Annotated in this window: 14 protein-coding genes and 2 tRNA genes; 10 read left to right on the forward strand and 6 right to left on the reverse strand. The window is 68.8% G+C overall.

Translation table 11 applies throughout. The features are described from left to right. Positions 1-111: 111 nt before the first annotated feature. Both orn and NA4_RS33875 read left to right on the forward strand, forming a co-directional pair. Positions 112-768 (forward strand): oligoribonuclease, encoded by a 657-nt coding sequence (gene orn / locus NA4_RS33870; protein WP_067479458.1) that lies wholly within the window; start codon positions 112-114, stop codon positions 766-768. A gap of 55 nt (positions 769-823) precedes the next feature. Continuing rightward, a tRNA-His gene (locus tag NA4_RS33875) sits at positions 824-899 on the forward strand. Between the two features lie 238 nt (positions 900-1,137). Here the strand turns inward: NA4_RS33875 and NA4_RS33880 are convergent. Further along, the gene (locus tag NA4_RS33880; RefSeq protein WP_067479460.1) at positions 1,138-2,370 is read right to left on the reverse strand and encodes a L,D-transpeptidase; all 1,233 of its coding nucleotides are present in this window, start codon (positions 2,368-2,370) and stop codon (positions 1,138-1,140) included. Positions 2,371-2,669: 299 nt separating this feature from the next. On the opposite strand from NA4_RS33880, the gene NA4_RS33885 reads away from it, so the two are divergent. From NA4_RS33885 to NA4_RS33900, 4 genes are all read left to right on the forward strand, one after another. After that, positions 2,670-2,742 (forward strand) — tRNA-Lys (locus NA4_RS33885). A gap of 716 nt (positions 2,743-3,458) precedes the next feature. Continuing rightward, positions 3,459-4,094: a transglycosylase SLT domain-containing protein gene (locus NA4_RS41985; RefSeq protein ID WP_067479462.1), complete on the forward strand. Its 636-nt coding sequence runs from the start codon at positions 3,459-3,461 to the stop codon at positions 4,092-4,094. 92 nt (positions 4,095-4,186) lie between these two features. Next, complete coding sequence (locus NA4_RS33895) at positions 4,187-4,501, forward strand: hypothetical protein (RefSeq protein WP_067479464.1); 315 nt, start codon at positions 4,187-4,189, stop codon at positions 4,499-4,501. Positions 4,502-4,594: 93 nt separating this feature from the next. Next, the gene (locus NA4_RS33900; RefSeq protein WP_067479466.1) at positions 4,595-5,119 is read left to right on the forward strand and encodes a DnaJ family domain-containing protein; all 525 of its coding nucleotides are present in this window, start codon (positions 4,595-4,597) and stop codon (positions 5,117-5,119) included. Positions 5,120-5,133: 14 nt separating this feature from the next. On the opposite strand, the gene NA4_RS33905 is transcribed toward NA4_RS33900, so the two are convergent. Continuing rightward, entirely contained in the window at positions 5,134-5,598 is a 465-nt protein-coding gene (locus NA4_RS33905; protein WP_067479467.1) for a MarR family winged helix-turn-helix transcriptional regulator, read from the reverse strand. A 58-nt stretch (positions 5,599-5,656) separates the two neighbouring features. Here NA4_RS33905 and NA4_RS33910 point away from each other — a divergent pair, with 58 nt between their 5' ends. Both NA4_RS33910 and NA4_RS33915 read left to right on the forward strand, forming a co-directional pair. After that, entirely contained in the window at positions 5,657-6,634 is a 978-nt protein-coding gene (locus NA4_RS33910) for a pirin family protein (RefSeq protein ID WP_067479469.1), read from the forward strand. 134 nt (positions 6,635-6,768) lie between these two features. Next, positions 6,769-7,065: an excalibur calcium-binding domain-containing protein gene (locus tag NA4_RS33915; protein WP_067479471.1), complete on the forward strand. Its 297-nt coding sequence runs from the start codon at positions 6,769-6,771 to the stop codon at positions 7,063-7,065. 85 nt (positions 7,066-7,150) lie between these two features. On the opposite strand, the gene NA4_RS33920 is transcribed toward NA4_RS33915, so the two are convergent. Beyond that, on the reverse strand, positions 7,151-7,372 hold the full coding sequence (locus NA4_RS33920) for a DUF3618 domain-containing protein (RefSeq protein WP_067479473.1): 222 nt from the start codon (positions 7,370-7,372) through the stop codon (positions 7,151-7,153). 161 nt (positions 7,373-7,533) lie between these two features. On the opposite strand from NA4_RS33920, the gene bcp reads away from it, so the two are divergent. Continuing rightward, positions 7,534-8,007 carry a thioredoxin-dependent thiol peroxidase gene (gene bcp, locus NA4_RS33925; protein WP_067479478.1) on the forward strand — a complete coding sequence of 158 codons (474 nt, stop codon included), beginning with the start codon at positions 7,534-7,536 and terminating at the stop codon, positions 8,005-8,007. Between the two features lie 239 nt (positions 8,008-8,246). Here bcp and NA4_RS33930 read toward each other — a convergent pair whose 3' ends face one another. After that, on the reverse strand, positions 8,247-9,482 hold the full coding sequence (locus NA4_RS33930; protein ID WP_157129462.1) for a hypothetical protein: 1,236 nt from the start codon (positions 9,480-9,482) through the stop codon (positions 8,247-8,249). 300 nt (positions 9,483-9,782) lie between these two features. Here NA4_RS33930 and NA4_RS33935 point away from each other — a divergent pair, with 300 nt between their 5' ends. After that, positions 9,783-10,406 (forward strand): TetR/AcrR family transcriptional regulator, encoded by a 624-nt coding sequence (locus tag NA4_RS33935; protein WP_245671710.1) that lies wholly within the window; start codon positions 9,783-9,785, stop codon positions 10,404-10,406. A 38-nt stretch (positions 10,407-10,444) separates the two neighbouring features. Here the strand turns inward: NA4_RS33935 and acpS are convergent, their stop codons facing one another. Together acpS and NA4_RS33945 are read right to left on the reverse strand one after the other, a co-directional pair. Continuing rightward, positions 10,445-10,882, reverse strand: a complete 438-nt coding sequence (acpS, locus tag NA4_RS33940; RefSeq protein WP_067479477.1) for a holo-ACP synthase AcpS — start codon at positions 10,880-10,882, stop codon at positions 10,445-10,447. A gap of 76 nt (positions 10,883-10,958) precedes the next feature. Beyond that, on the reverse strand, positions 10,959-14,364 hold a 3,406-nt coding region (locus NA4_RS33945; RefSeq protein WP_281180093.1), incomplete at its 5' end, for a beta-ketoacyl synthase N-terminal-like domain-containing protein.

Genomic DNA, 14,364 nt, shown 5'->3' on the forward strand with positions numbered 1-14,364 from the left:
CGCGCCGATCGGGCGCGCAGGCCGCGACGGCCGTCGTCCGCGGCGCGCGCGGAGGCGGCGAACGGGCCGTACCGAGGGGCCGGGCGATTCGATCCGGCTAATGTTGCACGGGTGTCCGACAAATACATGGTGTGGATGGATTGCGAGATGACCGGCCTGCGCCTGGACAGCGACAAGCTGATCGAGGTGGCCGCGCTCGTGACCGACAGCGATCTCAACATCCTCGGCGAGGGCGTGGACATCGTCATCCACGCCGACGACGACGCGCTGGCCGCGATGCCCGCGGTGGTCGCGGACATGCACGCGCGCTCCGGTCTGACCGAGGAGGTCCGCCGCTCCACCGTCACCATCGAGGAGGCCGAGCAGCGGGTGCTCGACTACATCCGCGAGTACATCCCGACCCCCCGCACCGTGCCGCTGGCCGGTAACTCGATCGCCACCGACCGCGGTTTCATCGCCAGGGACATGCCGCTGCTGGACGCCCACCTGCACTACCGGATGATCGATGTGAGCTCGATCAAGGAGCTGTGCCGCCGCTGGTACCCGCGCATCTACTTCGGCCAGCCGGAGAAAGGCCTGAGCCATCGCGCCCTGGCCGACATCAAGGAGTCCATCCGCGAGCTGGAGTACTACCGGCGCACCGCGTTCGTCGCCCCGCCCGGGCCGTCCACCATCGAGATCGCCGCGGCCGCCGCCGAGGTAGCCGAGGAGGTCACCGCGGAAGTCGCTGAATCAGCCCAGGTCAATGGCTCGCCAGAAACCGATTAGGGAGTCGGCGGGGTGACACGCTAATATCTAGCCCGCCGGTTGTTCACCGGCGATGGTGAGCGTAGTTCAGTTGGTAGAGCACCAGGTTGTGATCCTGGCTGTCGCGGGTTCGAGTCCCGTCGCTCACCCCATCCGGGCCAGGTCAGGGCTTTGAGTTCCTGACCTGGCCCGCTTGCTATTCCTCCGGGGACAGCTCCGCTCGGTGAGCCGCAACGCTCGCACAGCATCGGCGCCACCAAAGGGTCGGTTCACGGCTCATCCCAGCAGTCCGCAAGCGGACTACCCTCATCCGCCCGCCCGAGAGGCCGCCTGGAACGCCGAACGGGCCATCGGATTCCCGGTGGCCCGTTCGGCGTCCTTCGTTGCGGCTCAGCGGTTGTCGTCCGCGTTGCCCGCTTTCCAGACCGGCCACGGAATGTTCCAGTCGCCCAAGCCGTCCACGCCCGACAGCGTGCCGCCCACGGTGTTCTTCACGATCGTGATGTCACCGCGCTTGGCGTTCTGGTACACCCATTGCGCGTTCGCCGGGCTGAGGTTCAGGCAGCCGTGGCTCACGTTGCTGTATCCCTGCTGCCCGACCGACCACGGCGCCGAGTGGAAGAAGATACCGCTGTAAGACAGTCGCGTCGCGTAGTCCACCGGCGTCTTGTACCCGTCCGGCGAGTTCACCGCCACGCCGTAGGTCGAGGAATCCATGATGATCTTCTCGTGCCGGTCGGCCACGATGTAGACGCCGTTGTCGGTGGGCGTGCTGGCCTTGCCCATCGAGGTCGGCATGGTCCGGATCACCTGACCGTTCTGCTCGACGGTCACCTGCTTGGTGTTGTCGTCGGCGGTGAAGATCACCGCGTCGCCGATGGTGAAGAAGGAGTGGACGTTGTCCTGGCCGTAGAGGCCGTCACCGAGATCACGCCCGTAGACATTCACATCGATGGTGACCTTCGTCCCCGGCGCCCAGAAATGCTCCGGCCGCCAGCGCACCTCGCGGTTGTTCACCCAGTAGAACGCGCCCTCGACCGGCGGCTCGGTCGTGATCTTGATCGCGGCCTGCGCGGCCTTCCGGTCGGGGATGTTCTCGTCGAACTGGACGGCCACCGGCTGACCGATGCCGACCACCTCCGCCTCGCCCGGGATCAGATAGGGCTTGGTCTGGTTGTCCGGCGAGCTGGTGGTGAAGCTGAGCGTCGCGGAGTTCGCGCCGCCGAGCCCGATCGCGTCGGCCTTCAACCGGTAGGTCTTGCCATAGCCGAGCACCTCGGTGGTCTCCCAGGACCGTCCGTCGGCGGCCAGCTTGCCGCTGATCGATTTGCCCTGTGGGCTGATCAAGCTCACGGTGGTGAACTTGCCATCCTCGACCTTGAACGTCATCGGCATTCCCGGCGAGACCCCCACCTCGCCGTCCTTGACCGGAGAAAGAAGCTTGGGCTTGATCAACTCCGTGATGGGGTTGCGATCGATGGCCACCTGCGCGGCGCGCGAGGCGTCGGAGGACGAGCACCCCGTCAACGCCAGTGCGGCGACGGTTACGACGATCACAGGTGCGGCGATCGCGCGTATCGACCACCGTGTGGCCGGTCTGCCCCGACCCTTACCAACGCTCATTTCAACCCCGTTTCAAGTCTCGGTGCGCCCGGAACACACCGATGGCTTCGGCTACCAACCGCCACGCCGCTCACCCCGCCGTGACGCGGGCGGCCGGAACCACAATCGGACATTCTGCCAGCACGTCACGCCTTGGCCAATGTGAACACCGCGCCCGTCACTGCAGCGTTACAACCGATAGATCAATTCCGCACATTCCGGCGTTACGGACGGCAGAGACTGCATCAACCCCGGTCAGGGCGCGATTTCACTTCTGCCACCTCGGCCTGTTAAGGTTTGTCCCGCAGCGGAAACGCCGCGCGCCATTAGCTCAATTGGCAGAGCAGCTGACTCTTAATCAGCGGGTTCGGGGTTCGAGTCCCTGATGGCGCACAACACAAAAAGACCGCGCCCTCGCCAGTCCTCGGACGGCGAGGGCGCGGTCTTGTCTCCTCCGTGCGGCGAAATCTCCGTGACCTTCGCGTGACCTGCGCCATGTCACAGAAGCACCACAGGTCTCAATTCAGACAGCACTACCTCCGCGAACCGGCCGAAATCCAGTCGACCCGCAGGAAAATTCTGTGACCTAGCACACATCAGGTTTACCAGCAAACTCCCAGCTCAGATCGGGGTTCGACAACCTCGTGCCGGGCCTTCCAAGATCATCGCTACCGTTCATTCACGACTCGTTCACCGTCCGTTCACCTAGCGTGACCATTCTGCAATCAGGTCACAAAGCGACCTGAAGTTTGGTCAGTCCGAGGAGTTGTAGACACCGATTCGGTAACGATCGCACGGATGGCAGCTGTCAGCCAACGCGATCGGCGGAGCGGATCCGGAAACGGACCCGCGATCTCCATACTTCCGCCCCTCTCTTCGCATCCAGGATGCGGAGTCCCGCGCGACACCGCGCTCCAGGCCCCATCGAGGGCGAACCGGCGCCGCACGCACGAAGTGCGCCGCGTTCCGGGGACATGAGCTCCCCCACAACCAAAGCACACAACAGCAGATGGCCGTTTCGGCGAGCGTCCACGAGCGTCCGCCGCAGGATCCGTGCTGCCCGAACGCGGCCGGATCGAGAAAGTCCCCGAACAAGGAACCGATTCGCAATGCCTGACAGACGCCTTTCCGCCCTTCGTCGCCCCTCACTTCGTGAAACCATCACCGTCGCCGCCGCCGCCGTGGGTGTCGTGGCCGTGGCAGCCTGCTCCGCGGCGTCCGTGGCCGACGACAGCGTCCCGTCTCGCATCGCCATGGTGGCCGAGGAACAGGCCGCCCCCACCTCCGCTCCGGCGCCCGCCGCACCCGCGCCCGTCGCCGAACCGGTCGCGGAGGCGATCCCCGCGCCCATGCCCGCTCCCGCTCCGGCACCGGAGCCGGCCCCGGCACCGATGCCCCCGCCCCCGCCGCCCGCACCGGTGTACGCCGACAACCTGGACGGCTGGATCCGGGAGGCACTCGACATCATGGCGGCGAAGAACATCCCGGGCAGCTACAACGGCATCCACCGCAACATCATGCGCGAGTCCTCCGGCAACCCGCAGGCCATCAACCTCTGGGACTCCAACGCCGCCGCCGGCATCCCGTCCAAGGGTCTGCTGCAGGTGATCGACCCGACCTTCCGCGCCTACCACGTCGAGGGCACGTCCTGGGACATCTGGGACCCGGTCGCCAACATCGTCGCCGCCTGCAACTACGCGGCGCACCGCTACGGCTCGATGGACAACGTCAACAGCGCGTACTGAGTCCGTCACCGCCACCGCAGCCTCCCCGTCCGCCGATGGGGAGGCTGCGGCGCGTATAGGGTCGAGGCACACCTGCGACCCATGGACACGTCATGACCGACTACGCACACAGCGAGGCGGCGGCCAAGAGCCGCGCCGAGAAAGCGCGGCGACTGGCGGTCTACCTCTGGCAGCGCGGCATCACCGGCGCCGAGGTGCTCGCGATGTCCGCACCGGTGCGACGAAAGCTGGCCAGGGCCGCCGAGACCAATCCGCCGAGCACCGACGAGACCTGGGTGACGGTCGCGGAGCTGTTGGACGAAAAGGACGACTGGGCCGCCCGGCACCCGGAGCATCCCGCGGCACGGCGCCTGTTCGCCGACGAGAAACTGCTCTGGGTCAAGCCGCCGATCCCGCCGTGGTCCTGAACGCCGTCGAAAACTATTCCGCCCCAAGCCTTTCCACGTCTACTACAAGATTCCGTAGACTGGCGTCATGCATCCGCCGACACCGCCGTCGTGATGACCGAGCGCAAGCCGTCGAAGTTGACCTTCGAATCGTGGATCGAAAAGCAGATCCACGAGGCGGCCGAGCGCGGCGAATTCGACAACCTGCCCGGCACCGGCAAGCCGATTCCCGGCACGGGCGCGGTCCACGACGAGGACTGGTGGTTGCGCGGGTATCTCCGTCGGCAGGGAGTCGGCGGCGACGCACTGCTGCCGCCCTCGCTGCTGCTGCGGCGCGATATCGAGCACCTGCCCGAGATGGTGCGTGATTTCACCGCCGAGCGGCAGGTGCGGGCGGCGGTGAGCGAGCTGAACAAACGCATCGTGGAATGGCTGCGCCTGCCGGAAGGACCATTCGTGCCGATTGCGCCGGTGAACGCGGATGAGATTGTCGCGCAATGGCGTACCGAGCGCGATGCCGCGCGCACGCGCCGCGCGGCATCGTCGAGAGGGGCCGCGCACCGCGACGAGGTCGTCGCCCGCCCGCCTCGACGCCGCTGGTGGCGCCGCTGGCTGGGCCGTGGGAAGCGCTCCGGCTAGCGCATCCGCCGCGATCACGCGTCCGGTTCGGTCGCTCGCTCCACCTCGGCGACCACTTTGTCCGCGAGTGCGCGCAGCGCCTGCGCCTGCGCCTCCGTCATCGGCTCGACGAACACGCGGCGGACCAGATCCACGTGGTTGGGCGCGGCCCGCTCCAGCGCGGCGCGCCCTTCCGGCGTGAGCTGCACGATGATGCCGCGGGCATCCTGCTCGGCGGGCCGCCGCTCGACCAGCCCGCGGGCGTCCATCCTGGCCAGATGCTTGGACAACCGGCTCTTCTCCCAGCACACCTCGGTGGCCAGCTCCTTGGCGCGCAGACAGCCGCCCGGCGCGGCGGACAGCGCCACCATCAACTCGTAGTCCGCCAGGGACAGGCCGTCCTCGGCCAGCCCGGCCGAAATCGCCCCGTCCAAACGCTGGCGCAGCCGCACATAGGCCTGCCAGGTCGCCTGCTCGTCGTCACTCAACCACCGAACCATGGGAATGAAGTGTAGTCACAGTTGGTTGACATGGACACCAACTCTCGAGGAGGTCCCCATGCCCGCCGTCACCGTTCCAGACATCATGGTCCTGCCGCGCCTCCCGCGGCCCGACGTCACGCTGCCAGAGCGGCCGGTCCGGAGCGTGGTCACCGCCCACAAACAGCGCGAGGGCGCCGGATTCGAAGTGCGCAGGCCGTTCCCGAGCATGGACCTGCGCGCGGCCGACCCGTTCATCCTGCTCGACCAGATGGGTCCGGTCGCCTACGAACCGCATGAGGCCAAGGGCGCGCCCTGGCATCCGCACCGGGGCTTCGAGACGGTGACCTACATGCTCGACGGCACCATGGTGCATCACGATTCGCACGGCGGCGGTGGCGTCATCGGCGAGGGCGACACCCAGTGGATGACCGCGGGCTCGGGCATCCTGCACGACGAGGTCCCGCCGGAGGAGATGGTCGCCTCCGGCGGCTGGTTCCACGGCATCCAGCTCTGGGTGAACCTGCCGCACAGCCTGAAGTTCGCGACGCCGCGCTACCAGGATCTGCGTGCGGGCGAATTGACCCTGGTGAGCTCGCACGACGGCGGCGCGCTGGTCCGGCTCATCGCCGGCGCGGTGGGCGGATTCACCGGTCCCGGTTCGACGTACACGCCGATCGCCTACGCGCACGCATCGATCTCACCCGGCGGCCGGCTGGAAACGCCATGGCCGCAGGACTTCACGGCGATGGCGTACGTGTTGTCCGGCAGTGGCACGGTGGGCGCCGAGCACAGGCCGCTGAGCGAAGGACAACTGGCGGTCTTCGGTCGCGGGGCCGCGATCACCGTGACATCCGATGCGCGCCAAGACAATCGGACCGGCGCGCTGGAGGTCCTGCTACTCGGCGGACAGCCGATCAGGGAACCCGTGGTGCAGTACGGGCCGTTCGTGATGAACAGCCGCGCGGAGATCATCGAGGCGATCGAGGATTACCAGGCCGGGCGGATGGGTACTATCCCGGCCGAGCATCTCGGCGGCGCCGCTCCCACGCCCTGATCCACGCCGTGTCCGCGACCCCCTAATGCCCTAATTCCGTCCCCCTACGGTTGACAAGAGAGCGAGCCGTCACAACAGTGGATGCGGCGTCCGGTCGGGCGCACCAACCACCGCAGCAAACAACAGAGGAATACATGAACGTTCGTCGGCTCACCGTCAGCGCGGCCGTCGCGGGAATGACCCTTCTCGCGGCGCCGGCCGCCCTAGCCGCCCCTCCGTCCGGTTCCGCCGGGACCGGCTCCTCGGCCGTCGATACCGGCTCCGCCGCGACCGGCTCGGCCAATATGTCGCAGAGCGGCTCGGCTGGTGGCGCCTTCGCCAACTGCGACGATGCCCGCGCCGCCGGACGGGCCCCGCTGTTCCGCGGCGAACCGGGCTTCGGCCCGCACCTGGATCCCGACGGCGACGGCTTCGCCTGCCCGACGGTCTGAACCGACCGCGACAACGACGACACCCGGTGGGCATCGCCACACCGGGTGTCGTCGTTTTCAGCTCAGCGGATGATCTCGCGCCGCGCTAGCGGAAGATCTTCAGCACAACCAGGCCGACCACCAGGGCGGCGGCGCCGATCAGGCTGTACTTCACCTTCGGCTCGTTCAGCTTCGCGACCACGATCTGCTTGGTGTCGTCCGCGATCCGGTGCGGATCCGCGCGTACCGCGAGTTCGTCGAGCGTGCTCGCCAGCCGAGTGCGGGCGGCCTCGATATCCCGCTCGATCCGCTCGGTATCCTTTGCCACGTTCCACCCTCCTGTTGTCGATTGCCGCGCCGGGAGCACACGCCGCATGCTCGGCCGGTCGCGGAGCGCCCGGCGCACGCGGTCGAGTCTATCCGTCCCCGCACCCCGCGATCGGGCCGCGCGATGATCTCCTGTCCGTGCGTTCGGTTACCGTGCTGGAGGTGACCACCAACCAACGACTCTCCCCCGGCGACACCGCCCCCGACTTCACGTTGCCCGACGCCGACGGCAAAGACGTCTCGCTCGCCGACTACCGCGGCCGCAAGGTGATCGTGTACTTCTACCCCGCCGCGAGCACGCCGGGATGCACCAAGCAAGCCTGCGATTTCCGCGACAACCTGGCCGACCTGAACGGCGCCGGGATCGACGTCCTCGGCATCTCGCCGGACAAACCGGCCAGGCTGGCCAAGTTCCGCGACGCCGAAGGGCTGACCTTCCCGCTGCTGTCGGACCCCGAGCGCGCCGTGCTCACCGCATGGGGCGCATTCGGCGAGAAGACCATGTACGGCAAGACGGTCGTCGGCGTCATCCGCTCCACATTCCTGGTGGACGAACAGGGCAAGATCGCCGCGGCGCAGTACAACGTCCGCGCCACCGGCCACGTCGCCAAGCTGCGCCGCGATCTGTCGGTCTAGTGCGCGACGGCGCAGCGAAAGGCCCGGCGCCACAACGACGCCGGGCCTCGGCCGGGGTACTCACAGGCGCTGGGCCGAGTACTCACAGGCGCTGGGCCAACCATGAATTCGCGCGCCCAGCTCCGCTGTGCTCCGAGCACCGCAGGCGCTGGCAAACAAACACAGTCCAGCCGATCCGCACCTCCCCAGCCCCGTCGGGTGCGAGTCTTACGAACACGCAGCGCCGCAGGCGCTGCAAATCAGATAGAGCCCGGCATCACCTGCTGCGCGGCCCATTGCGCCATCAAGCGGAGATGCTCGTCCCACCAGTCCGCCGCTTCCGGGGTGAACGCGGCGGGCGGCGGAGACTCACCGGGGAACAGCAGCGCCTCGTTGGGCGCACCAACCTTGCTCTGGGACGGGACGCCGGTGCCCGGCATCAGCGGCTCCTCGGCATCCGGCTCCTCGTTGCCTGCCGCTTCGGCGATCGACAGCGGCAACGGGTCGTACTCCGGAACATCACCCCAGCGCTGGCCGGAGAGCTGCGACCCGGTCGCGGCCCCGGTGGTCGAGCCGAACGGACCGGCAGCCGGTCCATCTGCCGCGCTACTCCGCGTCCGATCCACCCCGGCCGCGACGTCCACCGCACCCGCTGCATCGCGCTGAGCGTCCGCGACCACGGTCGGCATCGGGCGCGAGAAACCATTGAGCACGTAACCGCCGCCGACGACCATTCCGCTCGCCAGCACACCGGCCGCCGCGAACAACGCCACCCCGCCACGCGCCCGGTGCGGCTCCTCGACTGGCACGACACGACTGTCCGACTCCATTCGCACGCTCAACGCGGCACCCGCCGCGCATGCGAAAGCGGCCATGGTGCAGGGAATCACCGGCACCCCGAAGTCCTCGGCAGCGGCCGACACCGCCGGTTCCGCCACGGCCGAGCCGATCAACGCCACCGCATCCGGCTTGGTCGCCGCCGCCTCCAACTGATCCCAGGCCGCCGTCACGGCCCCGCCGAGCGACTGCGGCGTCGTCCGGCCCGCCTGCCCCACGGCGGCCAGCACCCGGCGCCGCCCGCGATCCACCAGGGTGAAAGCGTGATATCCGGGGACGACCTCGCAGATCAGCAGATTGTCGAAAGTATCGAGCGAGGTCATCACGCCCGCCACACTGAGGTGAGCCGACTTCGCCGAAACCATGGAAGCGCTGTGCCAGGGGCCGGTCGCCAGCCTGGTCACGATGGCACGCCGCTCCGCGGAGTCCCGGTAGGCGACCGCAACGCCGCCGATCTCCCGATCCGGGCCGAGCCCGGCGGCCATGGCGTTCAACACCGCCTCCACGGACGCCGCGACATCCGCCTTGCTGTCGCTACCGGTCCGTCCCACCCGGCGCAGCAGCACGCGATCCGCGAGCTGCTCGCCGTCGGCGAGCGCCACCGCGTGCACGGCACCTCGTTCGGTGGAAACGCCGAGAGTCACCAGAGATTCAGCCACCACTGATCACGCCTCCCTCTAGGCATTGACCGAGCTCACGAGCTTGCCGAAAGTCATGAGCCGCATGGATTCCCCTGCTCGGAGCACACGTCGCCAGACACGCGCGCTCGGTGAGTGTTCGGCGCCACATCACCGGGCGGATGGGTGCGGAAAATCAACCGGGCTGAACTCGAACAGCGAACGTGCGTGCCGCCGACGTGCCCATACCGTTAGCCTGGATGGGTGGACGTACGCGCGGAGGCCAGGTCGAAGCACCGTCTGGACCCTGCGTTGGAGCTGCAGGACGACCCACAGGAGCTCATGCCGCGACGCCGGCCGACGCAGGAACGCAGCAAACGCAAGTTCGACGCCTTACTCCAGGCATCCAGAGAACTGCTCGTCGAGGTCGGATTCGAGTCGTTCACCTGTGAAGAGGTGGCGGCCAGGGCCGAGGTGCCGATCGGCACGCTGTATCAGTTCTTCGCGAACAAGTACGTCATCGTCTGCGAGTTGAATCGGCAAGACCTGGTGGCCGTTTCCCGAGAGCTGGCCGACTTCCACGGCGAGATCCCGTCACTGGACTGGCTGCGGCACATGAACCAGTTCGTCGACCATCTGGCCAACCTGTGGATGACCGACCCGTCCCGGCGCGAAGTGTGGCTTGCCATGCAGTCCACGCCGTCCACCCGGGCCACCGGCGCGATCCACGAGAAGCAGTTCGCCGAGGTCGTGTCGCAGATGCTGCGCCCACTCACCCCGCGCACGCCCAGGGTGCGGCGCACCATGATGGCCGAAGTGCTGGTGCACGTGGTCTATTCGATGCTGAACTTCTCGGTCCAGGATGAACAGAGCAGCGCGGAGGCGGTCGCCGAACTCAAGCGGCTGATGGTCGCCTACCTGCTCGTCGCGGAGAAGGAATCGCGCACCGGCGGCGATAAGAGGTAAGCCGGTGGTCCCGGCGCGAACCGGGACCACCGCACGACTCAGCCGACGCTGTCGCGGCCTTCGATGAGATCGGCCAGCTCGCCCGGGTCTTCTAGCACGACCATCGCCGCCGCGGTATCGCCGTCATGGGTCAACGACAGGTGAACCCGTACCCGGGGCAGGAATTCGGCGGCGAGGCCGTGCAGCTTGATGCTCGGCCTTCCCCACGCGTCGTTGACCACTTCGATCAGCGGATACGGGTTGTCCCCGATCTGCGGGCGGCGGGCGAACCGCGACGAAGCCCAGGCTTTGATCACCGCCTCCTTGGCCGCCCATCGCACCGCGTAGCTGCGCGCCGGGTCGGTCCCTTTGCTCTGGCAGTAGCGCCGCTCGCCCGCGGTGAAACTCTCCCGGAGCATGGTGGTTCCGGCGCGTTCGAGCTGTTCGGCGAACTCGGAGATGGTCACCAAGTCCAAGCCGATACCGAGGATCGTCATAGGCGCGCAGCCTACGACGTGGTCCACGACGCCGCGCGGGGACCCTGCGCGGCGGGTTGCCCCGCCGCGCTTCCGGTTACGCGCATCCGAGCCCGTTCGCCCGGTACGCCCCGTCCTCGGCCAAACGCGCGTCCGGCGAGAGCAGCACGTCGGCCTCGAGTTGCCGAATCCGCTTGGCGGGCGTGCCCTCCCCGCCGAGGCGGCGATCCGCGGGCCGCTCGTACAGCGGCGCGCCGCCGCACATCGCCTCGACGAACCGCTGCCGGCCCGACAGCTGCCGTTCCTGCGCCTTGCGCTGGTACTCCTCGCGCTTGCCCGGCTCGATGGCCTGGATGAACGCCTGCGGGTGCACCACCGCGAGCAGGCCGGACACGTGCCCGAAGCCGAGCGAGGTTACCAGGCCCGCCTTGAGCGGCAACCGGTCGCCGAAGCGCAACGGCTCGCGCACCCACACCAGGTGGGAGTACTCGCGCATCTTATCGTCGACGCAGTCCAGGCTCCGATTCGGCGGTACCACACCGCTTTCCAGCACCTGGCACAAGCCGATCAGCTGGAACGCGGCCGCACCGCCCTTGGCATGGCCGGTCAGGCTCTTCTGCGAGACGACGAACAGCGGAGCGCCGTCCGACCGCCCGATCGCGGCGGCAAGACGTTCGTGCAGCTCGGATTCGTTCGGGTCGTTGGCCGCGGTGGACGTGTCGTGCTTGGAGATCACCGCGATGTCGTCGGGCCGCACGCCGAGTTTGCGCAGCTCCGCGACGAACCGCGACTCGCGGCCACCGCGACCCGCACCGAGGGCGCCCAGGCCCGGTGCCGGAATCGAGGTGTGCACACCGTCGGCGAACGACTGGGCGAAGGCCACCACGCCGAGCACCGGCAAACCGAGCTCCAGCGCGATGTCCCCGCGGGCCAGCAGCACGGTGCCGCCGCCCTGCGATTCCACGAACCCGCCGCGGCGGCGGTCGTTGGCGCGGGAGAAGTACCGGTCGCTGATGCCCTTGGCGCTCATGGCCGCCGAGTCCGCGGTGGCCGACATGTCACCGAAGCCGACGATGCCCTCGATGCCGAGGTCGTCGTAACCGCCGGCGACCACCAGCTCCGCCTTGCCGAGCCGGATCTTGTCCACGCCTTCCTCGACCGACACCGCGGCGGTGGCGCAGGCCGCCACCGGGTGCACCATCGCGCCGTAGCTGCCCACGTAGGACTGCACCACGTGCGCCAGCGCAACGTTCGGCAGCGCCTCCTGCAGGATGTCGTTGGGCCGCGGCTCACCCAGCAGGTTGTCGATGTAGAGCGAGCGCATCGAGGTCATGCCGCCCATGCCGGTGCCCTGCGTGTTGGCCACCAGCGAGGGATGCACCCAGCTCATCAGCTCGGCGGGGCTGAACCCGGAGCTGATGAACGCGTCCACCGTGCAGACGATGTTCCACAGCGCCACCCGGTCCACCGAGGCGGCCATGTCGGGCGAGATACCCCAGATGGTCGGGTCCCAGCCGGTCGGGATCTGGCCGCCGACGAAGCGCGACAGCTTGGCCCGGCGCGGCACGCGGATCTCCGTGCCCGCCTTGCGCGTCACCGTCCAGTCGCCGGAATCGGAAACCGGTGTGATCACCGTGTGCTCGGGGTCGGCGGCGTGGAAGGCGCGGGCCTCGGCCTCGCCGCCCACCGTGAACGACAGGTCCTGGTCGAGGAAGATCGAGGTCATCAGCGGAGCGGAGCCGTCGGTCATCGCGCCGTCGTCTTCATAGCGGCGCACACCGCAGCGGGCGACCACCGCGTCGTGGTAGCGCTCGGCCAGCTCGTGCTCCGGCACGTAGTCGCCGGAGGCGGTGTCGTACCAGCCCGGCTTGGGGTCGTTCTCCCAGGTGATCATGCCGGTGGTCCAGGCCAGCTCCAGCACGCCCGCCGCCGACAGCTCGTCGGAGACCTCCATCTCGAAGCGGGTGCGCGCCGAGCCGTAGGGGCCGAGCTCGCCCGCGCCGACGATGACCACCATGTCCGCCGGATCCGCGGTCACCTCGCCCCACTCGGGCGCCGGCAGCGCCGAGGACATGGTCGGCGGCGCCGGCAGTGCCGCGATGGTCTTCTCCACATCAGCGGCGGTCTCGGGCTCGGCAAGCTCGGCGGCCTGCTTGGCCAGCGCAGGCAGGTCCAGCTTGGCCCTGGCCAGTCCGCCGGTCAGGTCGATCTGCTGCGGGCCGGCGACGGTCACCTGCCTGGCCCGCGAGGTGCACCACTTGAGCAGTTCGTCGGCCATCTCGGTGGTGGACCAGGTCTGCACACCCGCCTTCTCGACCGCGGCGACCATCGGGTCGTTGTGGCCCATCAGGCCGGTGCCGCGCACCCAGCCGATCAGCGCGTGCACCAGCGTGACCCGGGCCGACCACGACTTCTCCGCGCGCCACTTGGCGACCACCGCGTCCAGCGCCGCCTTCGACTCACCGTAGGCGCCGTCACCGCCGAACATGCCGCGGTTGGGCGAACCGGGCAGCACCACATGCAGTTTCGCGTCCACGTCATGGTCGGCGCCCAGCGTGGACAGCCCGCCGATCAGCCGCTCGACCGACCAGAGCAGCACCCGCATCTCCAGTTCGGCGCGTGCGCCCGCGTCGGCGAGGTCACCGGCCACCCGCGGCGCCGCGAACGGCAGCAGCAGGGTCGGCGTCATCGCGTCCTTGACCTTGACCTTCGCGCCGCCTGCGCTGTCCACCTGCTCGGTGCCGACCCAGTCGATCAGCGCGTCGATGTCCTGGTAGGACGCCATGTTCGCGGGCACCACCCACAGGGCCGCGCCGTGCCGGGCGTTGTCCCGGTACAGCTTCCGGTAGAAGCCGAGACGCTCGTCGTTCAGCGTGGACGTGGTGACCACCACCGTGGCGCCGCCGCTGAGCAGCCTGCCGGTCACCGCCGCGGCGATGGATCCCTTGCTCGCGCCGGTGATCACGGCGATGTCCGAGGACCACAGTCCGGGCTCGGCGACGCTGCGCGCCGCATCGGCGATCCGCTGGTACAGCCCGGCGAGCACCGAACGAGCCTCGTGCATCGCGCGCTGACGCCACCAGTCCGCCTGCGCGGCAACCGCTTCGCCCGCGCCGAGGAACCCGGTGACCGGCCCGTTCGCGCTTCCGGCGTCGTCGGCGAGCCAGAGCCGGGCCAGGTCCTCCCTGGCGGCGGCCCACCGGTCGTCCAGCAGCACCGCCTTGCGCGCGTCGAACACCGGCGCGACCAAACGCGGCCAGTCCGAACCCAACTCGGCAGCGACCAGGTCGACCAGCGAGTCGTCCGTCGCATCCGGCGCGGAGACCCGCTCGGCGAGTCCCAGCTGTTCGAGCACCACGCGGGCGGCCGTGGCCAGCACACCGTCGCGGCCGGTGATCTGCTCGGTGAACTCGCCGAGCGCGGCCGCGTCGACGGTCCCGCCGCCACCGCCGCCCGCGGCGGGCAGCGACACCGCGACACCGCGGCGGGCCGCGACGGCCTGC

This window comes from Nocardia amamiensis NBRC 102102, from assembly GCF_001612745.1.
GTDB lineage: Bacteria > Actinomycetota > Actinomycetes > Mycobacteriales > Mycobacteriaceae > Nocardia > Nocardia amamiensis.

Excerpts from the sequence above, each read along its gene's own strand:
- NA4_RS33910 (WP_067479469.1), top strand. The coding sequence starts at position 5,657 with ATGCCCGCCGTCACCGTTCCAGACATCATGGTCCTGCCGCGCCTCCCG.
- NA4_RS33880 (WP_067479460.1), bottom strand. The coding sequence starts at position 2,370 with ATGAGCGTTGGTAAGGGTCGGGGCAGACCGGCCACACGGTGGTCGATA.
- NA4_RS33900 (WP_067479466.1), top strand. The coding sequence starts at position 4,595 with ATGACCGAGCGCAAGCCGTCGAAGTTGACCTTCGAATCGTGGATCGAA.
- NA4_RS33935 (WP_245671710.1), top strand. The coding sequence starts at position 9,783 with ATGCCGCGACGCCGGCCGACGCAGGAACGCAGCAAACGCAAGTTCGAC.
- acpS (WP_067479477.1), bottom strand. The coding sequence starts at position 10,882 with ATGACGATCCTCGGTATCGGCTTGGACTTGGTGACCATCTCCGAGTTC.
- NA4_RS41985 (WP_067479462.1), top strand. The coding sequence starts at position 3,459 with ATGCCTGACAGACGCCTTTCCGCCCTTCGTCGCCCCTCACTTCGTGAA.
- NA4_RS33915 (WP_067479471.1), top strand. The coding sequence starts at position 6,769 with ATGAACGTTCGTCGGCTCACCGTCAGCGCGGCCGTCGCGGGAATGACC.
- NA4_RS33905 (WP_067479467.1), bottom strand. The coding sequence starts at position 5,598 with ATGGTTCGGTGGTTGAGTGACGACGAGCAGGCGACCTGGCAGGCCTAT.
- NA4_RS33895 (WP_067479464.1), top strand. The coding sequence starts at position 4,187 with ATGACCGACTACGCACACAGCGAGGCGGCGGCCAAGAGCCGCGCCGAG.